Here is a 22,799-nt window from a genome sequence, read left to right as displayed (position 1 = left end):
TTCCAATAACGTTAGGGTTGCCTGCTCACGGACACGCCCGACGTCGAATCCAGGAGAAGGATCCAGTGCGACTGTCCCCACGCACGCGTGCCGCAACCGCCGCCGCAGCCCTTGCCTGCGCCGCCGCGCTGACCCTGACCGCATGCGGTTCCGCCGCCGACTCGGATTCGGACGGGATCACGGTCGTCGCGTCGACGAACGTGTGGGGTTCGGTCGCGCAGGCGGTCGCCGGCGACCGCCTCCAGGTCCGGTCCCTGATCAACGAGCCGTCCGCGGACCCCCATTCCTACGAGGCCAGCCCGGCCGACGCCGCCGCGATCAGCGATGCCTCGCTCGTCGTCTACAACGGTGGTGGCTACGACCAGTTCGTCGACGACATCCTCGAATCCACGAACACCGCTGCCGCGACCGTCGATGCCTTCGCCCTGTTCGAGTCCGGCGAGAGCAGCGACCTGCACGCCGGGCACGATCACGGAGCCGAGGCGACCGTCGATGCCGGAGCCGAGGCGACCGTCGATGCCGGAGCCGAGGCGCACGACGAGGCCGAAGCGACCCACGACGGCGGTCACGAAGAAGACAGCCACGCCGAGGACAGTCACAGCGGGGATGGCCACGAGGGCCACGACCACGGCGGCATCAACGAGCACGTCTGGTACGACCTGGCGACCGCCGACGCCGTCGCGCATACCGTCGCCGACCGCCTCGCGGAACTCGACCCCGAGGGCGCGGACGTCTACCGCGCCAATGCGACCGCCTTCCACGCGCGGCTGCACGAGGTCTCCGATCGCACCGCCGCGGTCGCGGCCGCGCACCCGCAGGCACCGATCGCCCAGACCGAGCCGATCGCGCACTACCTGGTCCTCGCGGCGGCGCTGAACGACGTCACCCCCACCGACTTCACCAACGCCGTCGAGAACGGCACCGACCCCTCCCCCGCGTCGATCGCTGCGACCCGCCAGCTGCTGCTCGACAAGCAGGTCCGGGTGCTGATCTACAACCCGCAGACCGAGGACAAGGTGAGCCGCGAGATGCGCAGCGCCGCGGAACAGGCCGGCATCCCCGTGGTGGAGGTGTCCGAGACGCTTCCCGAGGGCCTCGACTACGTCCAGTGGCAGACCGGCACCGTCGACGATCTGGCCGCTGCCCTCGGCGCCCCCGCCTGATCCACCCGCCCGAGAACCCTGACCACCCGCTCGAGAACCGGAGTCCGGTGAGCACACACATCCCCGACAGCTCTCCCGCCGTCGAACCCGAACACGCCGCCGTCGAGCTCCGCAATGCCCGGCTGGCATTCGGTGACCGCACGCTGTGGGCGGACCTGGACCTGACGGTCCGGCCCGGCGAGTTCGTCGCTGTGCTCGGCCCCAACGGTGCCGGTAAGTCGTCGCTGCTCAAGGTGCTGCTCGGCCAGCTCCCGCTCAGCGGCGGAACCGCCACCATCGCCGGTTCCCCGGCGAAGACGGGGAACGCACACGTGGGATACGTGCCGCAGCAGAAGTCGCTCGACGAAGGCGTGCCGTTGCGCGGACGCGACCTCGTCGGCCTGGGTGTCGACGGGCACCGGTGGGGCACCGGAGTCCGATTCTGGAAGACGCGGCGCACTGCCGTGGACGCCGCGATCGCGCAGGTCGGTGCCGAGTCCTACGCGAACGCCCCGATCGGTTCTCTGTCCGGCGGTGAACAGCAACGGCTGCGCATCGCGCAGGCTCTCGTCGGCGACCCGCGGGTTCTCCTGTGCGACGAACCGCTGCTCAGTCTCGACATCGCGAACCAGCACCTGGTGTCCGCGCTCATCGACCGGCGGCGCCGCGACCACGACACCGCGGTACTGTTCGTCACCCACGAGATCAACCCGATCCTGCCGCTCGTCGACCGTGTTCTCTATCTCGTCGACGGACAGTTCCGCATCGGCACCCCCACCGAGGTGATGACCTCGGAGGTGCTGTCCGAGCTGTACCGCACCGACGTCGAGGTGCTGGAGGTGCGCGGCCGCCTGGTGGTCGTCGGCACCGGCGACGCCATCGATGCGCTCGGCAGCGCGGGCGGACTGCGTCCCGGTGAGGGCGTTCATCACGACCATCACGAGGATCACGCATGAGCAGCAAATTCACGGACGCGATGGGCCGCATGTTCGACTGGCAGGCCACCGTGGAGCTGCTGCAATACGATTTCGTGCAGCAGGCGCTGCTCGCCGGCGCGATCCTCGGTCTGCTGGCGGGCATCATCGGGCCGCTGATCGTGAGCCGGCAGATGGCGTTCTCGGTGCACGGCACGTCCGAACTGTCGCTCACGGGTGCGGCCGCGGCGCTGCTCGTCGGTGTCTCCGTCGGCATCGGCGCGGTCTTCGGCGCCGTCGTCGCGGCGATCCTGTTCGGTATTCTCGGGACCCGCGCCCGCGAACGCGACTCGGTGATCGGCGTGGTCATGGCGTTCGGGCTGGGCCTGGCCGTCCTGCTGCTGTGGGCCTACGACGGCCGCACCGGCGCCGCGTTCTCGCTGCTCACCGGCCAGATTGTCGCGCCCGGCGGCACCGGCATCGCCGTCCTGGCCGCGTGCGGCGCGGTCGTCGTCGGCACGCTGGTCTTCATCTACCGGCCGCTGCTGTTCGCGAGCACCGACCCCGAGGTCGCCGCCGCGCGCGGCGTCCCGGTCCGCGCACTGTCGATCGTGTTCGCGGTGCTGGTCGGCATCACCGCCGCGCTCGGTGTGCAGATCGTCGGAGCGCTGCTGGTGATGGCCCTGCTCATCACACCCGCCGCTGCGGCGGCGCGGGTGGCCGGCAGCCCGCTCGTCGCGACCGTCCTGGCCGTGGTGTTCGCCGAACTCGCCGCGGTCGGCGGCATCCTGCTGGCCCTCGCACCGGGCGTGCCCGTCTCGAGTTTCATCACCGCGATCGCGTTCGTCATCTACCTGGTGTGCCGGTTCGTCGGATCGGCGCGGCAACGTCGCGGCTCCGGACGCGCGGTCGCCGCACACTGACGCACGCACCGGGGCGGGTCCGATCGGGTCGATCGATACCCTTCCTGTCATGGCGACGGCGGACACGGCAGACACGCAGAACCCGGGGACCGGGCGGTGGGAATTCTGGATCGACCGTGGCGGCACCTTCACCGACGTCGTCGGTCGGCGCCCCGACGGCACGCTGGTCACCCACAAGCTTCTGTCGGAGAACCCGTCCCGCTACCGTGACGCGGCCGTGGCCGGTATCCGCACGCTGCTCGGCGTGCCCGACGACGCGCCCGTCGGCGCCGATCTCGTCGAACAGGTCCGCATGGGCACCACCGTCGCGACGAACGCACTGCTCGAGCGCAAGGGTGTGCGCACGGCCCTGGTGATCACCGCCGGTTTCCGCGACGCCCTGCGCATCGGCTACCAGAACCGGCCGCGCATCTTCGACCGCAACATCGTGCTGCCCGAATTGCTGTACGAGCGGGTCATCGAGATCGACGAACGGGTCCGCGCCGACGGGACCGTGTTACGGACACCGGACCTCGACGCGCTGGAACCGGCGTTGCGTCAGGCGCATGCCGACGGCATCGACTCGGTCGCGGTGGTGTGCATGCACAGCCACCTGTATCCCGAGCACGAACGTGCCGTCGGGGAACTCGCCGAGACGATCGGGTTCGGTCAGATCTCGCTGTCCGCGGTCGCCAGCCCCCTGATGAAGGTGGTGCCGCGCGGCGACACCGCCGTCGTCGACGCCTACCTGTCGCCGGTGCTGCGCGGCTACGTCGACCGGGTGGCCGAGCAACTGCCCGGGGTGCGGCTGATGTTCATGCAGTCCAACGGCGGCCTGACCGAGGCACAGCACTTCCGCGGCAAGGACGCCATCCTGTCCGGTCCCGCCGGCGGCATCGTCGGCATGACCCGGATGTCGGAGATCGCCGGGTTCGGGAAGGTCGTCGGCTTCGACATGGGCGGCACGTCCACCGATGTGTCGCACTTCGCCGGGGCGTACGAGCGGGTGTTCGACACCGTCGTCGCGGGTGTGCGGCTGCGCGCACCGATGATGGACATCCACACCGTCGCCGCCGGGGGCGGATCGATCCTGCACTTCGACGGCAGCCGATACCGGGTCGGGCCAGATTCCGCGGGCGCCGATCCCGGCCCGGCGTCCTATCGCAACGGTGGGCCGCTGGCCGTCACCGACGCCAACGTGATGCTCGGCCGCGTCCAGCCCGAGCACTTCCCGCACGTGTTCGGACCGGACGGCGACCGGCCGCTCGACGCCGACACCGTGCGTGCCCTGTTCACCGACCTGGCTGCGGAGATCCGCACCGCCACCGGCGACGACCGTTCCCCCGAGCAGGTCGCCGAGGGATTCCTGCAGATCGCGGTCGCGAACATGGCCAACGCGGTGAAGAAGATCTCGGTGCAGAAGGGTCACGACGTCACCGAATACGCGCTGACCACCTTCGGCGGGGCGGGTGGTCAGCATGCCTGCGCGGTCGCCGATGTGCTCGGCATCCGCACTGTGCTGGTGCCGCCGCTGGCCGGGGTGCTCTCCGCCCTCGGCATGGGTCTGGCCGACACCGCCGCGATGCGCGAGCAGTCCGTCGTCGTCGCACTGTCGGACGAGGCGATGCCGCGGCTGCACGATGTCGCCGCCGAGCTCGAGGCCGACGCCCGTACGGAGTTGCGCGACGAGGACATCCCCGACGACCGGATCGTCGTGGCCCGGTCCGCGCATCTGCGCTACGACGGGACCGACACGTCGGTGCCGGTGCCACTGGCCGACCCGGAGACCATGACCGCGGCATTCGAGGCGGTGCACCGGCGGACGTATTCGTTCCTCATGGACCGGCCGCTGATCGTCGACGCGGTCGCGGTCGAGGCCATCGGCCGGACCCGCCGTCCCGATCTGACCGGTCTCGGCGTCGGCGACCCGGACGGCGAGGTTCCCGTCGCCGTGCGGATGTTCGTCGACGGTGTGTGGCGGGAGGTTCCGCTGTACCGGCGCGAGCACCTGACGCCCGGCACCGAGGTCGCCGGGCCCGCGATCGTCGCCGAGGACCTGTCCACCACGGTCGTCGAGAATGGTTGGCACGCAGTAATATCCGAGCACGGTCACCTGGTGCTCGAACGGCTCGAGGCACTCGCGGGAGCGGACGTCGGGACCGAGGCCGATCCGGTGCTGCTCGAGATCTTCAACAACCTGTTCATGTCGATCGCCGAGCAGATGGGCACCACGCTCGAATCGACCGCCCAGTCCGTCAACATCAAAGAGCGACTGGACTTCTCGTGTGCACTGTTCGATCCGGACGGCAACCTCATCGCGAACGCCCCGCACATCCCGGTGCATCTGGGGTCGATGGGTACCAGCGTCCAGGAGGTCGTGCGGCGGCGTGCGGGCGCGATGAAGCCGGGCGACGTCTACGCCGTCAACGATCCGTACCACGGCGGCACCCACCTGCCGGACGTCACCGTCATCACCCCGGTGTTCGGGGCCGGCACCGACACCATCCTGTTCCACGTCGCGTCGCGCGGGCATCACGCCGAGATCGGCGGCCTGACACCGGGTTCCATGCCGGCAGGCAGCCGCGACATCCGCGAGGAGGGCGTGCTGTTCGACAACTGGCTGCTCGTCGAGGACGGTACCTTCCGCACCGACGAGACGCGGGAGCTGCTCACCTCCGGGCGATATCCGTCACGCAATCCCGACACGAACCTCGCGGACCTGCGCGCCCAGGTCGCCGCGAACGCGCGCGGCGTCGCCGAGGTCGGCCGGATGATCGAGCACTTCGGGCTCGACGTCGTGGAGGCGTACATGCGGCACGTGCAGGACAACGCCGAGGAGGAGGTGCGGCGCGTCGTCGACCGGCTCGAAGACGGGCACTACCGGTACGAGACGGATTCGGGTGCGGTGATCGAGGTCCGCGTCACCGTCGACCGCGACGATCGCTCGGCGACAATCGATTTCACGGGCACATCCGCGCAGTTGCCGACGAACTTCAACGCGCCGTCGTCGGTGGCCCGCGCCGCCGTGCTGTACGTGTTCCGTACGCTCGTCGCTGACGACATCCCGCTCAACGACGGGTGCCTGCGCCCGCTGCACATCGTCATCCCGGACGGATCGATGCTCGCACCCGAATACCCGGCCGCCGTGGTCGCGGGGAATGTCGAGACGTCGCAGGCCGTGACCGGTGCGCTGTACGCGGCGCTGCGGGTACAGGCCGAAGGCGCCGGCACGATGAACAACGTCACGTTCGGCAACGCGCGGCACCAGTACTACGAGACGCTCGGCTCCGGGTCCGGCGCGGGCGACGGATTCCACGGCACCTCGGTGGTCCAGACGCACATGACGAACTCGCGGCTCACCGACCCCGAGGTCTTCGAATGGCGGCTGCCGGTGCTGCTCGAGGAGTTCTCGATCCGCGCGGGCAGCGGCGGCGGAGGTCGCTGGCACGGCGGTGACGGCGGCACCCGGCGGATCCGGTTCCTCGAACCGATGACCGTGAGCACCCTGTCCGGTCATCGGCGTGTTCCGCCGTACGGCATGGCCGGCGGTGAGCCGGGATCGCTCGGCACGAACCGGGTCGAACGCTCCGACGGCTCGGTGACCGAGATGGCCGGGTGCGATTCGGTGGACGTCGGGCCGGGCGACGTGCTGATCGTGGAAACTCCGGGCGGAGGAGGGTACGGCCGGCCCTGACACGCAGCGTTCGTTGGCCGGCGCGCCACCCGGCCCGGATGACCGAGTCCAGCGACGATTCCGTTCTGGGTCCGCGAACCCCGGGCACCGGGCGGCCGTGTGCGCGAGAATTTCGGCATGGCATGGCTCGAGATCGTTCGCAGCGGGGCTCTGACCACAGTCCAGGATCGTGGGCGCGCCGGCGATGCCGAGACCGGGGTCTCCGAATCCGGTGCGGTGGATCGCACCTCGCACGACGCGGCGAACCGACTTGTCGGCAACGATCCGGCCGCCGCAACCCTCGAGGTGACCGTCGGCGGGCTCGAGGTCCGCAGCGTCGGGCCGACGATCGTCGCGGTCACCGGCGCCCGCGTCGCGGTCGCGGTGAACGGCCGGCCGCAGGGTGACTACGCGATGCTGTGCCTCGACGACGGCGATGTCCTGACGCTCGGCGCCCCCTCGGAAGGACTGCGCACCTATGTGGCGGTGCGCGGCGGCATCGATGTGCCGGAGGTGCTCGGCAGCCGCGCCACCGACACGCTGTCCGGCATCGGCCCGGCGCCGGTGCACCCCGGGGACCGGCTGCTCGTGGGCGGACTCGCCGCGGAGCTACCGGTGGAAGTGCAGATCCCTCCGCCGGCCGAGATTCCCGACCCGGCCGTGCTGCGGGTGCGTCGCGGGCCCCAGGAACAGTGGTTCACCGCCGGGGCGACCGAAGCGCTGACCCGGGAAATCTGGTCCGTGACACCCGAACTCGATCGCGCCGGTATCCGTCTGCACGGGCCGGGACCGCTGCACCGGGCCGGCCACGACAGGTTCCCAGGCGAGGCCACGGTCGCGGGGGCAATCCAGGTGCCCCGAGACGGGCATCCGATCCTGCTGCTCGCGGACCATCCCGCAGTCGGCGACTATCCGGTGATCGCCGTCGTCGAACCCGACGACGTACACATCGCGGCGCAGCTACGGCCGGGACACCGCGTGCAGTTCCGTCGCTTGCGGTGACCCCGGGGAACCGGCAGAGGTGCTCGGCTACCCGCGGCGCTGGCGCGCGATGTCGGCGAGGACGACGCCCGCCGCCACCGACGCGTTCAGCGACTCGACGTCGCCGGCCATCGGAATCGACAGGATCGAATCACACGTCTCGCGGACGAGACGCGACAGGCCCTTGCCTTCGGAACCGACGACGATCACGACCGGATCGGTGCCGTCGAAGTCGTCGAGGCTCGTGTCTCCACCCGCGTCGAGGCCGACGACCCGCACACCCTGGGACTGCCAGTCCTTGAGCGTGCGCGTCAGGTTCGTGGCCCGCGCGACGGGAAGCCGCGCCGCGGCACCGGCGCTGGTTCGCCACGCGACGGCGGACACCGCCGCGCTGCGACGCTGCGGGATCACCACCCCGTGACCACCGAACGCGGCGACCGAGCGGATGACGGCGCCGAGGTTACGAGGGTCGGTGATGTTGTCGAGCGCCACCAGCAGCGGCCGCTCGTGATTGTCGCGCGCGGAGGCGAGCAGATCGTCCGGGTGTGCGTACCGGTACGGCGGCACCTGAAGACCGATGCCCTGGTGCATGCCGTTCGCGGTGAGCCGGTCGAGTTCGCTGCGCTGCACCTCGAGGATCGAGATCCCCGTCTCGGCGGCGCGCTGGACGGCCTCCTTGAGCCGCTCGTCGGACTCGGCGCCGATCGCGACATACAGCGCGTTCGCGGGCACACCGGCACGCAGGCACTCGACGACCGGGTTGCGGCCGAGCACCATCTCCGGACCGTCCTCGGGCTTCCGTCCCGCCGGTCGCCGACCCCCGCCACCACCGGTGCGCTGGTCGGTGTTCGCAACGGCACGCGCGCGCCGGGCAGCGGGATGGTACGGCCGGTCCTCCGCCTTCGGGGTCGCACCGCGACCCTCGAGACCACGACGTCGCTGGCCGCCGGACCCGACGACCTGTCCCTTCTTGCTTCCGCCCTTGCGGATCGCACCGCGGCGCTGAGAATTGCCAGCCATCACTGCCCTGCTTTCAAGGACCACTCGGGTCCGTTCGGCGTATCGGTCACTTCGATGCCCGCCTTCGCCATGCGGTCGCGTACCTCGTCTGCGACCGCCCAGTTCTTCTCCGCGCGCGCGACCTGCCGCCGTTCGAGTTCGGCGGCGACGAGCACGTCGAGTGCGGCGAGCGCCGACGATTCGTCGCGGGACTGTCCCTGCCAGTGCGGGTCGAGCGGGTCGAGACCGAGGATGCCGAGCATCGCGCGGACCTGGCCGGCGATGTGCACGGCGGTGTCGAGGTCGCCCGCGTCGAGCGCCTTGTTGCCGTCGCTGCGCCGGCCGTGGATCTCGGCGAGCGCCTTCGGCACACCCAGATCGTCGTCGAGGGCCGCGGCGAACGCTTCGGTCCAGGTTCCGATCGGGACGTCGCCTGCGCGGTCACGGGTCTTGAGCACGAACGATTCGAGCCCCCGGTAGGCGGCGGCCGCTTCCTGCAGCGCCGCATCGGAGTACTCGAGCATCGAACGGTAGTGGGCACTGCCCAGGTAGTACCGAAGCTCCTGCGGGCGGACGTGCGTGAGGACGTTCGGGATCGACAGCACGTTGCCGAGCGACTTGGACATCTTCTCGCCGCCCATGGTGACCCAGCCGTTGTGCAGCCAGTACCGCGCGAAGCCGTCGCCCGCGGCCTTGGCCTGCGCGACCTCGTTCTCGTGGTGCGGGAAGACCAGGTCCATGCCGCCGCAGTGGATGTCGAAGGACTCACCGAGGTAGTAGCCGGCCATCGCCGAGCACTCGAGGTGCCAGCCGGGCCGGCCGCGGCCCCACGGGGTGGGCCAGGCCGGTTCGCCGGGCTTCTCGGCCTTCCACATCGTGAAATCGCGGGGGTCACGCTTGCCGAGGCCGGCGGTCTCACCCTGGTGGACGTCGTCGAGCTTGTGGCCGGACAGCGCGCCGTACTGCGCGTAGCTGAGCACGTCGAAATAGACGTTGCCGTCGGCCGCGTAGGCGTGGCCCGCATCGATGAGCCGCTGCATGAGTTCGATCATCTGGGTGATGTGGCCGGTCGCGCGGGGCTCCACGGACGGCGGCAGCACACCGAGGGCGTCGTAGGCGCGGTTGAAGGCACGCTCGTACGTCGACTTCCATTCCCACCAGGGGCGGCCCGCTTCGGCGGCCTTGCGCAGGATCTTGTCGTCGATATCTGTGACATTTCTCACAAAAGCGACGTCCAGGCCTTGCGCGGAGAGCCACCGACGCAGTACGTCGAACGCGACGCCGCTGCGTACGTGTCCGATATGGGGTTCGCCCTGCACGGTGGCGCCACACAGGTACACCGAAGCATGGCCGGGGACCAGCGGAACGAAATCCCGCACGGCCCGCGTTTCGGTGTCGAAAAGGCGCAGGGTCACGACCAGCGATCCTACCGTTCCGATTCGGGGGACAGGACCAGAGCAGTCGCGATCGCCGCCACACCCTCGCCGCGGCCGGTGAGACCGAGCCCATCGGTGGTGGTCGCCGACACCGACACCGGGGCGCCGAGCAGCTCGGACAGCACCCGCTGCGCCTCGTCGCGGCGCGGTCCGATCTTCGGGCGGTTCCCGATGACCTGCACCGCGGCGTTCCCGATCGCGAATCCGTTCACGTCGAGCAGTCGCCGGACCTCGGTGAGCATCGACGCACCGCTCGCCCCGGCCATCTCCGGCCGGTCCGTGCCGAAAACTGCGCCGAGATCGCCGAGGCCCGCCGCGGACAGCAGCGCATCGCACAGCGCGTGAGCTGCGACGTCGCCGTCCGAATGCCCCGAGCATCCGTCGGTCCCCTCGAACAGCAGACCCGCGATCCAGCACGGTTTCCCTGCCTCGACGGGGTGGACGTCGGATCCGATACCGACTCGCACGGTGCTAACGCTCCTGTTCTCGTTCGGCCGATTCGCGGGCTGCGGTCCCCGACGCGAGCAGCGCTCGCGCCAGGACCAGGTCCAACGGCGTCGTTATCTTGAAGGCCAGCGGGTCACCGGCGACGGTGTGCACCGGCTCGCCGAGGCGTTCGACGAGGCCCGCATCGTCGGTGGCGTCACCGGCGTCGCCGTTCGCCCGGCGCAGCAGTGCGACGTCGAAACCCTGCGGAGTCTGTACCGCACGCAAGGTGGCGCGGTCCGGCGTTCCGGTGACCTGCCCGTCGGTGTCGATGCTCTTGATGGTGTCGGCGACCGGCAGAACCGGAATCACCGCGTCCTTCCCGTCTCGCAGCGCCCAGGTGACGCGCGCGCACAGGTCCGGCGGGGTCAGGGCCCGCGCCGCATCGTGCACGAGCACGAACCGGGCGTCGCCCGCGGCGTCGAGGCCGGCCCGCACCGAGTCGGCACGCTCCGCACCACCGGCGACCACCGTGACGCGTCCGGCCGGGCCCGTCCCGACGAGCTCGTCGGCGGGGGTCCCGGCCAGTTCGGGAGGAACGACGATCACGACACGGTCGACCGTGCCGGAATCGATCATTGTGTGCACCGCACGGTCGAGCATCGTGCGGCCGTCGAGTTCGACGAACGCCTTGGGAAGCGATTCCCCCAGACGTACGCCGCGGCCGGCCGCCGGAATGATCCCGACGACCGGCCCGCTGCGATCGTTCAACTGCTGTTTTTCGGTGTTCGCTGCTGCCACGCCTCAGGACGCGGCGGCGAGCACCTCGTCGAGCAGCGTCTCCGCCCTGACGTCGTCCGTTCCCTCGGCGAGCGCGAGCTCGCCGACGAGAATCTGCCGCGCCTTGGCAAGCATGCGCTTCTCACCTGCGGAAAGTCCGCGATTCTGCTCGCGACGCCACAGATCGCGCACGACCTCGGCGACCTTGTTCACATCGCCGGAAGCGAGCTTCTCGATGTTGGCCTTGTACCGGCGCGACCAGTTGGTCGGCTCTTCCGTGTGCGGTGCGCGCAGAACCTGGAAGACCTTGTCGAGACCCTCCTGCCCGACAACATCGCGAACACCGACGTATTCCGCGTTTTCCGCAGGTACCCGTACAGTCAGGTCGCCCTGCGCGACTTTCAGAACCAGATATTCCTTCTGCTCACCCTTGATGGTGCGTGTTTCGATAGCTTCGATCAGCGCCGCACCGTGATGGGGGTATACGACGGTGTCTCCGACCTTGAAAATCATGTGTCCCGTGCCCCTTTCGATTCTTCGAGTTTAACACGCGACCACACGCGACTCTCATCAACGATGCAGGTCAGGGGCACAGACGCATGCGCGTAGGGCTTGACATGCAACCGGTTACGTGCATCCCGTGACTTCCACCACAGGACGCCAATATCATGATCCCCGCAGGGCGCACACGCGTCGCCGTCCCACCCACGGGCCGCGAGAACGCCCCCGGCGAAGACTGCGCCGCCCGCAACTACTACTCTCCCTAGTGGATTGCGAGCCTTACTCGAGTGGAGGACAACCCGTGACTGCTCTGAACGCGCCGACTCGCCGAGTCGCGACTGCTCTCGCCCTGGCCGCCGGGGCAGCGCTCACGCTGTCCGCATGCGGCGCCGGGCAGATCAGCCAGACCGCCACCCAGGTCGCGGCTATCAACGGCAACGGCGGCAACGTCGGCCAGATCGCGCTGCGCAACGTGCACGTGATCTACCCGAACTCCGAGGAGTTCTCCCTCGAGCCCGGCGGCAAGGCGGCTCTCGGCTTCAGCATCGTCAATCTCGACCCGTACACCGCGGACACGCTGACCGGCATCTCCACCGATTTCGCGGCCGCCGCGACCGGCGCCGACGCCCTCACGATCCCCGCGGGCGGCTCCGTCGTCGCAGGTCTTCCGCCCGCCGAAGCGGCCGAGGCCCAGGAACTCGTCGTCGACGAGTCCCCGAAGCCGGCCGGTGACGAGGAGGAGCCCGACACCTCGGTTCCTGTGGCCGTCGAGCTGACCGGCCTGAAGGAGGGTGTCCGCCCCGGCCTGACCATCCCGGTCACCTTCACGTTCGCCGAGGCCGGCGACGTGACCATCAGCGTTCCCGTCGACGCGGGCCCGGTGCTCGAGCGGCACGAGTCCGACAAGTCTCCCGTGGTCGCCGAGGGCCACTGACCTCCCTCTCCAACCGGCACGGGGCCGGGCGAGCACATGCTCGCCCGGCCCCGTCCCTTTCGGTGGAACACCGATGTCGGTCCACGCCTCTATCCTGCAGCGCGTGGCCAAGACGAAATCGATCTACCGATGCAGCGACTGCGCACACACCGTTGCGAAGTGGGTGGGGCGTTGTCCCGAGTGCGGCACCTGGGGATCGATGGACGAGACAGCGGCCGTTCCCGCCGCGGTCGCCGCGCGCCCGGGAACATCGCTGGCGCGGGCCGGTGCCGCCGCGGTCCTGCCCACCACACCCGCCACGCCGCTGACGCTTGTCGACGGCAAAGCCACGCATGCCAAGCCGACCGGGATCTCCGAGCTGGACCGGGTGCTCGGCGGCGGTGTGGTGCCGGGGTCGGTCGTACTGCTCGCCGGCGAGCCCGGCGTCGGCAAATCCACGCTGCTGCTCGAGGTCGTGCACCGCTGGGCACAACGCAGTTCCGAGGACCGCTCGTTGTATGTCACCGGGGAGGAATCCGCCGGTCAGGTGCGGCTGCGCGCCGATCGCACCGGCTCGGTGCACGAGCGGGTGTTCCTCGCCGCCGAATCCGATCTCGCGACGATCTTCGGTCACGTCGAGCAGGTGAAGCCGACGCTGCTGGTCGTCGACTCCGTTCAGACCATGCTCGCCGCCGACGTCGACGGCGTTTCCGGGGGCGTCACCCAGGTTCGTGCCGTCACCAGCGCCCTGACCTCGCTCGCCAAGGCCAGCGGCGTCCCGGTGCTGCTGATCGGTCACGTCACCAAGGACGGCGCGGTCGCCGGGCCGCGGTCGCTCGAACATCTCGTCGACGTCGTGCTGCACTTCGAGGGCGACAAGCATTCGACGCTGCGCATGGTGCGCGGCGTCAAGAACCGTTTCGGGGCCGCCGACGAGGTCGGCTGCTTCGAACTGTCCGAGGACGGCATCGCCGGAGTCAGCGACCCCTCAGGCCTGTTCCTTCAGCACCGCACCGACGAGGTCGCCGGAACCGCGATCACCGTGACCATGGACGGCAAACGTCCGCTGCTCGGCGAGCTGCAGGCGCTCGTGGTTCCGACGAACAATCCGTCGCCGCGGCGAGCGGTCAGCGGGCTCGACTCGGCGCGGGTGGCGATGGTCCTCGCGGTGCTGGAACGTCACTGCCGGATCCCGCTGGGCAAGTCCGACGTGTACGCGTCGACGGTCGGCGGCATGCGGATCACCGACCCGTCCGCGGACCTCGCGCTCGCACTCGCGGTCGCGTCGGCGGTGCGGGAACAGCCGCTGCCCGCGGGCACGGTGCTGCTCGGCGAGGTCGGCCTCGCCGGTGAGGTCCGCCGCGTGTCCGGTGTGGGGCGACGTCTCGCCGAGGCCGGTCGGCTCGGGTTCACCCGCGCACTGGTCCCCCGCGACACCGACGGTGTGCCACGGTCGGTGAAGGCCACCGAGGTGGGCAACGTCGGGCAGGCGCTCGCGGCGCTGCGGAACTAGACCCGCCTCCGCCGGGTGACGGGAACCAATCTTCGGTCGGACCGGGTGAAGATTCCTCGCCCTGTCGGGGGCGGATGCGAACATATGTTCGTGTCCGACGCGACGATCCTGCATGCCGACCTCGACGCGTTCTACGCGTCGGTGGAGCAGCGCGACGACCCGTGGCTGCGGGGCCGGCCGGTCGTCGTGGGCGGCGGGGTCGTGCTCGCCGCGAGCTACGAGGCGAAGTCGTACGGGATAAAGACGGCGATGCCCGGACGAGCCGCCCGCGCGCTGTGCCCGGGGGTGATCTCGGTGCCGCCGCGCATGGATGCCTACAGCCGCGCGAGCCGCGACGTGTTCGCCGTCTTCGACCGGACCAGTCCGCTCGTCGAGGGCATCTCCATCGACGAGGCGTTCCTGGACGTCGGCGGATTGCGTCGGATCGCGGGCACCCCGCTGGACATCGCGAGCCGGTTGCGCCGCGAGGTCGCCGAGCAGGTCGGGTTGCCGATCACCGTCGGGGTCGCGCGCACCAAGTTCCTCGCGAAGGTCGCCAGCGGCGTCGCGAAACCGGACGGACTGCTGCTCGTGCCCCCGGACGGCGAACTGCAGTTCCTGCATCCGCTGCCCGTCGAACGCCTGTGGGGTGTCGGCAAGGTCACCGCCGCGACCCTGCACGCCCACGGCATCCGCCGCGTCGCCGACGTCGCGAGTCACAGCGAAACCGACCTGGTGTCCCTGCTCGGGAAGGCGACCGGCCGCCATCTGCACGCGCTGGCCCGCGGGTTCGATCCTCGCCCCGTCCGGTCCCGCCGGCGACGCCGCTCGTTGGGCGCCCAGCACGCCCTCGGACGCGGCTACCACAGTCCGGAGTCCGTGGCCGCGACCCTCGTGCTGCTCGTCGAGAAGGTCACCCGCCGAATGCGGGCGGCGGATCGGCTCGGCCGCACGGTCGTGCTGCGGCTGCGGTTCGCCGACTACACACGCATCACGCGCTCACACACGCTGCCGGTCGCGACCGCGCGCACCGACACCGTCCGGGACACCGCTCTCGGGTTGCTGTTCACCGCGTGGCCGCTCATCGACGCTCGTGGACTGACCCTCGTCGGAGTCGCGGTCACCAACCTCGACGACGAGGACACCGAACAGCTCGAGCTGCCGTTCGAGGACATCGTCGAGCAGCACAGCGGGGTGGCCGCACCGACGGGCGAGGTGGTCACCCACCGGCCGATCGACCGGCACGCCCTCGACGCGGTGCTCGACGATCTCCGCAACCGATTCGGATCCGGGTCCGTGACGTCCGCGACGCTCCTCGGCCGCGATCACCGTCCCGGCGTGCCGCTCCTACCCGATTGACCGGGCCCTACACCGACGACGTGCCGTGCGGCGAGGCCGGGACGCCGTCGACGAACTCCTTGGCCTGCTCGAAGTGCTCGAAGTCGACCGTGAGGAACAACCCCCGGGAAGTTGCGACGACCACGTCGGGATCGGCCATCGGCCCGTCGACGATGCGCGCCTCCGCACTCGTGTACACCTTGCGGCGCACCGTACCGTCCAGTCGGGCACGGAACTCGAGCACCGATCCGAGCGGAATCGGTCGCGCGAAATCGACCTGGAGGTGGCCGGTGACGACCGGACGCTGCAGCACCATGCACGCCATGCCCTGAACCTCGTCGAACGCGGTGGTCAGGATGCCGCCGTGGATGAAGCCCGGTCCGCCCTGGTAGTGGGTGGCGACGTCGAGCCGGCCGTGCACCTCGAGCCCGTCCCCGACCGTGCAGTGCATCTTCATCCCGCTCGGCTGGTCGTCACCGCATCCGAAGCACTTGCTCCAGTGCTGCGGCAGCGTCTCGCCCGGCCGGGGATGGTTCTCGGGGATCTCCGGGAGAACGAGGTCATCGGGCAACGTCCAAGTACCACTCATGACGAAGTAATGTAGTTCCGCGTTCGGCTGCCTCCGCCGGGTAGACCGTGCAAATGTGATTGCCGCCGCATCGGCCGGACAAGGGAGGAGCAAGGTATGACCGACGTGTCGTCCGCGACGTTGCGCGACACGATCGCCCGCCTGGCCCCCGGCACGGCATTGCGCGACGGGCTCGAACGGATCCTGCGCGGCCGGACCGGCGGCCTGATCGTCCTCGGTTTCGACGAGCGGGTCGAGGCCTTGTGCGACGGCGGTTTCGAACTCGACGTCGAGTTCGCGCCGACCCGGCTGCGCGAACTGTCGAAGATGGACGGCGCCGTGGTCGTCTCCACCGACGGAAGCCGCATCGTGCGCGCCAACGTGCAATTGGTGCCGGACCACCGCATCCCGACCGTCGAGTCCGGGACCCGGCACCGCGCGGCCGAACGCACCGCGATCGAAACCGGCTACCCGGTGGTGTCGGTGAGCCAGTCGATGAGCATCGTGAGTGTGTACGTGGCCGGACACCGGCACGTCATCAACGATTCCGCGACGATCCTGTCGCGCGCCAATCAGGCGGTCGCGACGCTCGAGCGGTACAAGGCCCGGCTGGACGAGGTCACCCGCCAGCTGTCCGTCGTGGAGATCGAGGACTTCGTGACGCTGCGCGACGCGCTGACCGTCGCCCAGCGGCTCGAGATGATGCATCGCGTATCGGTGGAGATCGAACAGGACGTGCTCGAACTCGGCACCGACGGCCGCCAGCTCGCGCTGCAGCTCGAGGAACTCGTCGGCGACAACCAGCTCGCGCGGCAGCTCATCGTCCGCGACTATCTCGCCGGAATCGAGTCGCCGTCGTCCACCGACGTCGAACACACCCTCGAGGTGCTCGGCCGGCTGACCGACGTCGACCTGCTGGATCTGACCGTCCTGGCACGCGCCTTCGGATATCCGGGGACGATCGAGGCGCTCGACACGGCGATGAGCCCACGCGGATACCGGGTCCTGCACCGGGTGCCGCGGCTGCAGACCGCACAGATCCACCGGTTGGTCGGATCGTTCGGGACACTGCAGGGCCTGCTCGCGGCGACCGCCGCGGACATTCAGTCCGTCGACGGCATCGGCGCCCTGTGGGCCCGGTACATCCGCGAAGGACTCTCGCGCCTCGCGGAGGCATCCATCAACGGTCCCTTCGACTGAGAACCGCGATCAGGCGATGTTGAACGGTTCCGGGGTGCTCCGCAGCCCGCCGAGCTGACCGACGACGCTGTACGCGCCCGGACCGACCGGCTCGCGCGGCTGCTGGCAGCCGGGGGCCGACGTGGTGCCGGACCACTTCACCGAAAACGCCGCTTGGTCGCCCGGCGCGAGCGTGCGCACGTCGGCGGTCGACTCCGGGAAGCAGTCGGTGTTCGACCACAAGCGTGTCGCCCCGTCGAGGCTGTAGACCATCACCTGCTGCAGTCCTGCGCCGAGGTCACGCTCGCACTGGACGGTGCCGATGTTGGTGATGACGATGGTGAACGCGGGTTCGTTGCCGATGCGATAGTTCGGCTGATCCGCGGTGACCCGGACTGCGAGCGACTGGTCGGGGCACTGCCCCGCGGCGACCGGCGCCACGGTCGTACCCGATCCGGTGGTTTGGGGCGAGGAGGTTCCCGTCCCCGACGCCGTACCACCGCCGGATCCTGCTGCGGATGCCTCGGCGGTGGCGTCGGCGGCGGTGGTCGCCGGGGTCGCCGTCGTCGACGTGACCTCGGCGGCCGTATTCTCCGCCTCCGGATCGTCGCCGCCACCGGTCAGTGCCAGTACCAGCCACACGACCAATGCCAGTACGACCAGGCCGACACCGACGGCGAGCGCGCGGCGGCGCCAGTAGATCTCAGGGGGCAGCGGCCCGTTCGGTTCAAGCACGCCTCACACGGTAGGTGCAGGTTCGGGCCGTTGCCACACCGAGGTCGGCGTGTCGCGTCAGTCGACCGTCACAACGATGCCCGACCGCGACCGCACCGAACCGATCAGGCGCCGATATCGCCGATGTGGCCCTGCAGCTGCACGTGGCCGTCGTTGAGCTTGTACGTCACGCCCACGATTGCACAGCGGCCGTCGGCGATTCGTTCGGCGATGATCTGCGAACGCTCGGCGAGGAGCTTTCCGGTCTCCACGACGTGCGCTCCCTCCAGCTCGTCCACCGTGGTGAGGCCTTCCCTGCGGCCGATCAGGATGGACGGGGCCACCCGCTCGACGATGCTGCGGATGAACCCGGACGGGATCTCGCCGTCGTCGAGCGCCTTCAGGGTTGCCCCGACGGCACCGCAGCTGTCGTGGCCGAGCACCACGATCAACGGAACCTCGAGGATTGCCACGGCGTACTCGATGGAACCGAGGACCGAGCTGTCGATGACATGACCGGCGGTGCGCACGACGAACATGTCGCCCAGACCCTGGTCGAAGATGATCTCTGCGGCCACGCGGGAGTCGCCGCAACCGAACAGAACGGTGGTGGGGTACTGGCCGTTGACGAGTTCGGCGCGTCGATCGATGCCCTGGCTGGGGTGCTGCGGGGTACCGGACACGAACCGCTCGTTACCCTCGGTCAGGGCCTTCCAAGCGGCGATGGGATTCGAATTGGGCATGACGCCATTATTCACCCGGAAGCGTGACGCAGAACGCTCGGTGGGGTTACCGGCCGGGAAAAACACCCCGACATCCCGACAGGAGGACGTGTGAGATGGCCGTCGATGCGAGCGCACTGCTGCGCTGGTACACCGCCGAAGCGCGGGATCTTCCGTGGCGACGCGAGGACGTCACCGGCTGGCAGATCCTCATGTCGGAAGTGATGCTTCAGCAGACACCCGTGGCTCGGGTCGCGCCGATCTGGGAGCAGTGGGTGCAGCGTTGGCCGGTGCCGTCGCTGATGGCGGCGTCGAGCCAGGCCGATGTGCTGCGCGCCTGGGGCAAGCTCGGCTATCCGCGGCGCGCACTGCGCCTGCACGAATGTGCCGGGGTCCTCGCCGCCGAGCACGGTGACGTGGTTCCGGCGGACGTCGACACGCTCCTGGGACTGCCCGGCATCGGCGCGTACACCGCGCGGGCGGTCGCGTGTTTCGCATATGGGCAGCGGGTGCCGGTCGTCGACACCAACGTGCGGCGCGTCGTCGCCCGGGCCATGCACGGCCGGGCCGAACCGGGGAATCCGTCGACCACCCGCGACCTCGCGGACGTCGAGATCCTGCTGCCGCGCACCCGGTCGCGGGCCGCGACGTTCTCCGCGGCACTCATGGAACTCGGTGCGACCGTCTGCACCGCCCGCTCCCCCGAATGCGGGCGCTGTCCGCTGCCGAGTTGCGCGTGGCTCGGGGCCGGCAGTCCCGCCCACGACGGCCCGCCGAAGAAGGTGCAGAAGTTCGCCGGGACGGACCGGCAGGTACGCGGCAAGCTGATGGCGGTGCTGCGGGAAAGCGACGTCCCGGTCGAGCGGGCGGCACTCGACGTGGTGTGGCTCGTCGACCCGGGTCAACGCGACCGCGCGCTGCATTCGCTGCTCGTCGACGGGCTCGTCGAGCAGACCGACGACGGGCGGTTCGCCCTGGCCGGCGAGGGCGAGGGCGATCAGGCCGAACCCGGCCGGTCCAGCGTTTCGAGGAAGGCCTCGACCGCGGCCCGGTAGTCGCCGGGCCGGTCGTCGTGCACGAGATGACCGGCGCCGGCGACACGCACGTAACCGGTGCCGGGACGCTCGTCCTGCATGCGCCGCATCTGCCCTTCCGGGGTGATCGTGAACTCCCCCTCGACCAGCAGCGCCGGGACCTGCACCGCACGCCATTCGTCCCAGAAGTGCCGGGTGCCCCACTCCTCGGAAATGTCACGGAAGGTCGCGACATCGCCGTGCAGATACCAACCGTCCTCACGCCGATCGAACGAATCGAGGAAGTACTGCCCGGCGACCGGCCCGAAATAGTCGTGGACGGCGGCCTCGGTGCGGAACGGCTGCGGCCACGCGCCGATCACGGCGGCCCAGTCCGCCGCGGTGCGGCCACGGAAGTCCGGGGCCATGTCCTCGAGGACGAGAGCAGCGACCCGGTCCGGATGCGCGGCGGCCAGGCACCAGGCGTGCAGCGCACCCATCGAATGCCCGATGACGACGAGAGGCTCGTCGAACCCGGCGTCGTCGAGGTGCCGGGCCAGATCGGCCACGAACGCCTCGGTGGTCAGCTCGTCCGGGGCGGGGCGCCCGTGGGCGGCGGCGTCGAACGTGTGGACGTGCCCGTGGCCGCGCAGCCACGGCACGTGTCGCCGCCATGTTCGGGCGCTGCCCATCAACCCGTGCAGCAGCAGGATCGGTCGTCCGGAACCACCTTCGTCGTGCAACACACCCGACAAGGTAGCGGAGTAGGCTCGCCGCCATGGCAGTCGTGAAGATCAACGCAATCGAGGTCCCCGAGGGCGCCGGCCCCGAACTGGAGAAGCGATTCGCGAATCGCGCGGGCACCGTGGACAAGTCGCCCGGATTCCTGGGTTTCCAGCTGCTGCGCCCCACCGCGGGCGAGAACCGCTACTTCGTGGTGACGCAGTGGGAGTCCGAGGAGGCGTTCGCGGCGTGGCGCGACGGCGACGCCCGTGCCGCCCACGCCGGTGAAGCGAAGAAGCCGGTCGCGACCGGTGCCTCGTTGCTCGAATTCGAGGTCGTCCTGGACGTCAAGAAGTCCTGACCCACATCCGCTGAACCACACGACAGCCGCGCGCGTCCTCACGCGCGCGGCTGTCCTGTCGGTGGGCGACGATCAGATGGTGCAACCGTCGGTGTCGCAGGCCGCCGCCCGATCCGCTTCGAGTGCGGTGTCGGCGTCCTCGAGCGCGCGCTGCAGAAGCGCGAGGAACACCTCCTTCGGTTGTGCACCCGACACCGCGACCGCTCGGTTCGCGACGAAGAACGGCACACCGCTCACGCCCAGCGCGCGGGCTTCGAGCAGGTCCGCACGTACCGCGTCGGCGCCCGCGTCCGCCTCGAGCCCGGCACGGACCGCCTCGGGGTCGAGACCTGCCGACGCGGCGATCCGCACGAGCGTGTCTCGGTCGTCGACGATCTCGCCCTCGACGAAGTGCGCGCGGAACAGTGCCTCGAGCACTGCGTCACGTCGTTCACCTGCCAGGTGCAGCAGCCGGTGTGCGTCGAAGGTGTTCGCCGCGATCACGGTGTCGAAGTCGATGTCGAGGCCGTCCCCCGCTGCGACGCTCGCGACGTGCGCGAACATCTGCCGCACCTGCTCGGCCGGGATGCCTTTCATCTCGACGAGCGCGTCGACCTCGGGGCGCCGCAGGCCCACCGGTGTGTCCGGGGCCAGCTGGTACGAATGCCAGGTCACGGACAGTCGGTCGCGGTGCTCGAATTCGTCCAGTGCCTGGGCGAAGCGCCGCTTTCCGATGTAGCACCACGGGCAGGCGATGTCGGACCAGATCTCGATCCGGGCGGTGTTCTCTTGGAAGCTCACGTGCCGGTGCAACAGCGTCCGGCGCCGCGATGTTCCCGCCGGCCGGTCACTCCAGCGAGGCGTCGAGGCTGATCTCGACCCCTGTCAGCGCCTTGCTCACCGGGCATCCGGCCTTCGCGGCTTGTGCGGCCTCGGCGAACCCGGCGGCGTCGAGCCCGTCGACCTCGCCGCGCACGGTCAAGGTGATACCGGTGAGCCGGAATCCGCCGGCCGGATCGGGGCCGAGCGAGACGTCGGCGGTCACCTCCAGGCTCTGCGGTGTGCCACCGGCTTCGGCGATCAACGCGGACAACTGCATCGCGAAGCACGACGAGTGCGCGGCGGCGATCAGTTCCTCGGGGCTGGTGGTGCCGTCGGCGTCGTCCGCGGCGCGCTTCGGGAACGACACGTCGAACGTGCCGCGCCCCGAGCTGCTCAGTTCCACCTGTCCGGAACCGTCCTGGAGGCCACCGTTCCATGCGGTGCGTGCGGTGCGTGTGGGCATTGCGCGTCCTCTCGACTCGAATACGAACCGTGCCTTCGGTGCCGAACCTACGCTGCGGCAACGAAATCGGCGTCCGGATTCGGATTACCCCGGAAGCCGACGGTGCAATAGGACCGAATCTGTCCTGAATTCGATCGACGATGGTCGCATGACAACCACGACAGCCGATCCCCGTCCCCTCTTCCATGCCGCGCTGGCATGGGCCCACGATCTGTTCGCCGGAGTCACCCCCGATCAGCTCACCGGTCCCACCCCGTGCACAGAATTCGATGTCCGCGCCCTGATGGGCCACCTCACCGCGACCATCGAGCGCGGGCGTCTGCTCGGTCTCGGCGAGAGCGTGGCCGACGCACCCGAGGTGATCACCGGTGTCGCCGACGACGCCTGGCCGGCCACCCTGGACGGCACCGCCGACCGCTACTGGCAGGTGTGGAACGACGACGCGGTGCTCGACCGGGCCGTCGTCGCGCCGTGGGGCACGTTCCCGGGGCGCGCCGCGATGCTGGTCTCGCTGAACGAGGTTCTCGTGCACGGCTGGGATCTCGCCGTCGCGACGGGGCAGCCGTCGGAAGCCGACTCCGCTCTGGCGGAGGCCGCGCTCGCGATCATGCAGAAGGCGCTGCCGGAATCTCCCCGCGGCGGCTTCGTGCCGTTCGGTCCGGTCGTCCCGACGGCCGACGACGCGGGCGCGACCGAACGGCTCGTCAATTGGGCCGGGCGTGAGAGCGCACCCTGGCGCGGCTAGAACGAACGCGAAC

At 69.9% G+C, this 22,799-nt stretch carries 23 protein-coding genes; 12 read left to right on the top strand and 11 right to left on the bottom strand.

The annotated features are described in order from the left end of the window. The first annotated feature begins 65 nt into the window (after nucleotides 1-65). The 5 genes from RZ1_RS03935 to RZ1_RS03915 all read left to right on the top strand — a co-directional run bounded on the left by RZ1_RS03935 (nucleotide 66) and on the right by RZ1_RS03915 (nucleotide 7,633). Nucleotides 66-1,163, top strand: coding sequence for a metal ABC transporter solute-binding protein, Zn/Mn family (locus RZ1_RS03935; RefSeq protein WP_072809423.1), 1,098 nt, complete (start codon nucleotides 66-68; stop codon nucleotides 1,161-1,163). A gap of 47 nt (nucleotides 1,164-1,210) precedes the next feature. After that, nucleotides 1,211-2,098, top strand: a complete 888-nt coding sequence (locus RZ1_RS03930) for a metal ABC transporter ATP-binding protein (RefSeq protein ID WP_371305165.1) — start codon at nucleotides 1,211-1,213, stop codon at nucleotides 2,096-2,098. After that, complete coding sequence (locus tag RZ1_RS03925) at nucleotides 2,095-2,979, top strand: metal ABC transporter permease (RefSeq protein ID WP_072809421.1); 885 nt, start codon at nucleotides 2,095-2,097, stop codon at nucleotides 2,977-2,979. The genes RZ1_RS03930 and RZ1_RS03925 overlap by 4 nt, the downstream gene beginning before the upstream one ends. Before the next feature lie 49 nt (nucleotides 2,980-3,028). Continuing rightward, nucleotides 3,029-6,652 carry a hydantoinase B/oxoprolinase family protein gene (locus RZ1_RS03920; RefSeq protein WP_072809419.1) on the top strand — a complete coding sequence of 1,208 codons (3,624 nt, stop codon included), beginning with the start codon at nucleotides 3,029-3,031 and terminating at the stop codon, nucleotides 6,650-6,652. 117 nt (nucleotides 6,653-6,769) lie between these two features. Next, nucleotides 6,770-7,633 (top strand): 5-oxoprolinase subunit C family protein, encoded by an 864-nt coding sequence (locus tag RZ1_RS03915; protein WP_072809441.1) that lies wholly within the window; start codon nucleotides 6,770-6,772, stop codon nucleotides 7,631-7,633. 27 nt (nucleotides 7,634-7,660) lie between these two features. Here RZ1_RS03915 and rlmB read toward each other — a convergent pair whose 3' ends face one another. From rlmB to carD, 5 genes are read right to left on the bottom strand one after another with little or no spacing between them, the layout of a single operon-like run. Then, nucleotides 7,661-8,632, bottom strand: a complete 972-nt coding sequence (gene rlmB / locus RZ1_RS03910; RefSeq protein WP_072809418.1) for a 23S rRNA (guanosine(2251)-2'-O)-methyltransferase RlmB — start codon at nucleotides 8,630-8,632, stop codon at nucleotides 7,661-7,663. Continuing rightward, nucleotides 8,632-10,026, bottom strand: a complete 1,395-nt coding sequence (gene cysS, locus RZ1_RS03905) for a cysteine--tRNA ligase (RefSeq protein ID WP_072809416.1) — start codon at nucleotides 10,024-10,026, stop codon at nucleotides 8,632-8,634. Before cysS ends, rlmB begins: the two co-directional genes overlap by 1 nt. Nucleotides 10,027-10,037: 11 nt before the next feature. Beyond that, nucleotides 10,038-10,514 (bottom strand): 2-C-methyl-D-erythritol 2,4-cyclodiphosphate synthase, encoded by a 477-nt coding sequence (gene ispF / locus RZ1_RS03900; RefSeq protein ID WP_072809414.1) that lies wholly within the window; start codon nucleotides 10,512-10,514, stop codon nucleotides 10,038-10,040. 4 nt (nucleotides 10,515-10,518) lie between these two features. Next, a complete protein-coding gene (gene ispD / locus RZ1_RS03895; RefSeq protein ID WP_072809439.1) occupies nucleotides 10,519-11,244 on the bottom strand; it encodes a 2-C-methyl-D-erythritol 4-phosphate cytidylyltransferase in 726 nt (241 codons plus the stop codon). A 33-nt stretch (nucleotides 11,245-11,277) separates the two neighbouring features. Further along, nucleotides 11,278-11,766: an RNA polymerase-binding transcription factor CarD gene (gene carD, locus RZ1_RS03890; protein ID WP_072809412.1), complete on the bottom strand. Its 489-nt coding sequence runs from the start codon at nucleotides 11,764-11,766 to the stop codon at nucleotides 11,278-11,280. Nucleotides 11,767-12,055: 289 nt separating this feature from the next. On the opposite strand from carD, the gene RZ1_RS03885 reads away from it, so the two are divergent. The 3 genes from RZ1_RS03885 to dinB all read left to right on the top strand — a co-directional run bounded on the left by RZ1_RS03885 (nucleotide 12,056) and on the right by dinB (nucleotide 15,518). Beyond that, a complete protein-coding gene (locus RZ1_RS03885) occupies nucleotides 12,056-12,688 on the top strand; it encodes a copper chaperone PCu(A)C domain-containing protein (RefSeq protein WP_072809410.1) in 633 nt (210 codons plus the stop codon). A 103-nt stretch (nucleotides 12,689-12,791) separates the two neighbouring features. After that, complete coding sequence (gene radA, locus RZ1_RS03880) at nucleotides 12,792-14,180, top strand: DNA repair protein RadA (RefSeq protein ID WP_072809408.1); 1,389 nt, start codon at nucleotides 12,792-12,794, stop codon at nucleotides 14,178-14,180. Between the two features lie 84 nt (nucleotides 14,181-14,264). Further along, on the top strand, nucleotides 14,265-15,518 hold the full coding sequence (dinB, locus tag RZ1_RS03875) for a DNA polymerase IV (protein WP_072809406.1): 1,254 nt from the start codon (nucleotides 14,265-14,267) through the stop codon (nucleotides 15,516-15,518). Nucleotides 15,519-15,525: 7 nt separating this feature from the next. On the opposite strand, the gene RZ1_RS03870 is transcribed toward dinB, so the two are convergent. Continuing rightward, a complete protein-coding gene (locus RZ1_RS03870; RefSeq protein WP_072809405.1) occupies nucleotides 15,526-16,086 on the bottom strand; it encodes a PaaI family thioesterase in 561 nt (186 codons plus the stop codon). A gap of 96 nt (nucleotides 16,087-16,182) precedes the next feature. On the opposite strand from RZ1_RS03870, the gene disA reads away from it, so the two are divergent. After that, nucleotides 16,183-17,265, top strand: a complete 1,083-nt coding sequence (gene disA, locus RZ1_RS03865; RefSeq protein ID WP_072809403.1) for a DNA integrity scanning diadenylate cyclase DisA — start codon at nucleotides 16,183-16,185, stop codon at nucleotides 17,263-17,265. Between the two features lie 9 nt (nucleotides 17,266-17,274). On the opposite strand, the gene RZ1_RS03860 is transcribed toward disA, so the two are convergent. Next, nucleotides 17,275-17,979 (bottom strand): hypothetical protein, encoded by a 705-nt coding sequence (locus tag RZ1_RS03860; RefSeq protein ID WP_072809401.1) that lies wholly within the window; start codon nucleotides 17,977-17,979, stop codon nucleotides 17,275-17,277. Between the two features lie 104 nt (nucleotides 17,980-18,083). Continuing rightward, a complete protein-coding gene (locus RZ1_RS03855; RefSeq protein WP_072809400.1) occupies nucleotides 18,084-18,701 on the bottom strand; it encodes a carbonic anhydrase in 618 nt (205 codons plus the stop codon). Between the two features lie 95 nt (nucleotides 18,702-18,796). Here RZ1_RS03855 and RZ1_RS03850 point away from each other — a divergent pair, with 95 nt between their 5' ends. Continuing rightward, nucleotides 18,797-19,735 (top strand): iron-sulfur binding domain-containing protein, encoded by a 939-nt coding sequence (locus tag RZ1_RS03850; RefSeq protein WP_072809398.1) that lies wholly within the window; start codon nucleotides 18,797-18,799, stop codon nucleotides 19,733-19,735. Here RZ1_RS03850 and RZ1_RS03845 read toward each other — a convergent pair. Next, nucleotides 19,678-20,439: an alpha/beta fold hydrolase gene (locus RZ1_RS03845; RefSeq protein ID WP_072809437.1), complete on the bottom strand. Its 762-nt coding sequence runs from the start codon at nucleotides 20,437-20,439 to the stop codon at nucleotides 19,678-19,680. The two genes, RZ1_RS03850 and RZ1_RS03845, sit on opposite strands and share 58 nt — an antisense overlap. 32 nt (nucleotides 20,440-20,471) lie before the next feature. On the opposite strand from RZ1_RS03845, the gene RZ1_RS03840 reads away from it, so the two are divergent. Next, nucleotides 20,472-20,777, top strand: a complete 306-nt coding sequence (locus RZ1_RS03840; protein WP_068155559.1) for an antibiotic biosynthesis monooxygenase family protein — start codon at nucleotides 20,472-20,474, stop codon at nucleotides 20,775-20,777. Nucleotides 20,778-20,849: 72 nt separating this feature from the next. Here the strand turns inward: RZ1_RS03840 and RZ1_RS03835 are convergent, their stop codons facing one another. Next, nucleotides 20,850-21,557: a DsbA family oxidoreductase gene (locus tag RZ1_RS03835; protein ID WP_072809396.1), complete on the bottom strand. Its 708-nt coding sequence runs from the start codon at nucleotides 21,555-21,557 to the stop codon at nucleotides 20,850-20,852. A 46-nt stretch (nucleotides 21,558-21,603) separates the two neighbouring features. Continuing rightward, the gene (locus RZ1_RS03830; protein WP_072809395.1) at nucleotides 21,604-22,041 is read right to left on the bottom strand and encodes an OsmC family peroxiredoxin; all 438 of its coding nucleotides are present in this window, start codon (nucleotides 22,039-22,041) and stop codon (nucleotides 21,604-21,606) included. A gap of 148 nt (nucleotides 22,042-22,189) precedes the next feature. Between RZ1_RS03830 and RZ1_RS03825 the strand changes: the two genes are divergently transcribed. Beyond that, nucleotides 22,190-22,786 (top strand): TIGR03086 family metal-binding protein, encoded by a 597-nt coding sequence (locus RZ1_RS03825; protein ID WP_072809393.1) that lies wholly within the window; start codon nucleotides 22,190-22,192, stop codon nucleotides 22,784-22,786. Nucleotides 22,787-22,799 lie beyond the last annotated feature (13 nt).

Source organism: Rhodococcus zopfii NBRC 100606 = JCM 9919, assembly GCF_001895025.1.
Classification (GTDB): domain Bacteria; phylum Actinomycetota; class Actinomycetes; order Mycobacteriales; family Mycobacteriaceae; genus Rhodococcus; species Rhodococcus zopfii.
This window is presented reverse-complemented; position numbering and strand designations above follow the sequence as displayed.

Coding starts and splice junctions, on each gene's coding strand:
- RZ1_RS03920 (WP_072809419.1), top strand. CDS start 3,029: ATGGCGACGGCGGACACGGCAGACACGCAGAACCCGGGGACCGGGCGG.
- carD (WP_072809412.1), bottom strand. CDS start 11,766: ATGATTTTCAAGGTCGGAGACACCGTCGTATACCCCCATCACGGTGCG.
- disA (WP_072809403.1), top strand. CDS start 16,183: ATGACCGACGTGTCGTCCGCGACGTTGCGCGACACGATCGCCCGCCTG.
- RZ1_RS03855 (WP_072809400.1), bottom strand. CDS start 18,701: ATGCCCAATTCGAATCCCATCGCCGCTTGGAAGGCCCTGACCGAGGGT.
- RZ1_RS03825 (WP_072809393.1), top strand. CDS start 22,190: ATGACAACCACGACAGCCGATCCCCGTCCCCTCTTCCATGCCGCGCTG.
- rlmB (WP_072809418.1), bottom strand. CDS start 8,632: ATGGCTGGCAATTCTCAGCGCCGCGGTGCGATCCGCAAGGGCGGAAGC.
- RZ1_RS03870 (WP_072809405.1), bottom strand. CDS start 16,086: ATGAGTGGTACTTGGACGTTGCCCGATGACCTCGTTCTCCCGGAGATC.
- RZ1_RS03925 (WP_072809421.1), top strand. CDS start 2,095: ATGAGCAGCAAATTCACGGACGCGATGGGCCGCATGTTCGACTGGCAG.
- RZ1_RS03850 (WP_072809398.1), top strand. CDS start 18,797: ATGGCCGTCGATGCGAGCGCACTGCTGCGCTGGTACACCGCCGAAGCG.
- RZ1_RS03915 (WP_072809441.1), top strand. CDS start 6,770: ATGGCATGGCTCGAGATCGTTCGCAGCGGGGCTCTGACCACAGTCCAG.
- dinB (WP_072809406.1), top strand. CDS start 14,265: ATGTTCGTGTCCGACGCGACGATCCTGCATGCCGACCTCGACGCGTTC.
- RZ1_RS03840 (WP_068155559.1), top strand. CDS start 20,472: ATGGCAGTCGTGAAGATCAACGCAATCGAGGTCCCCGAGGGCGCCGGC.
- RZ1_RS03830 (WP_072809395.1), bottom strand. CDS start 22,041: ATGCCCACACGCACCGCACGCACCGCATGGAACGGTGGCCTCCAGGAC.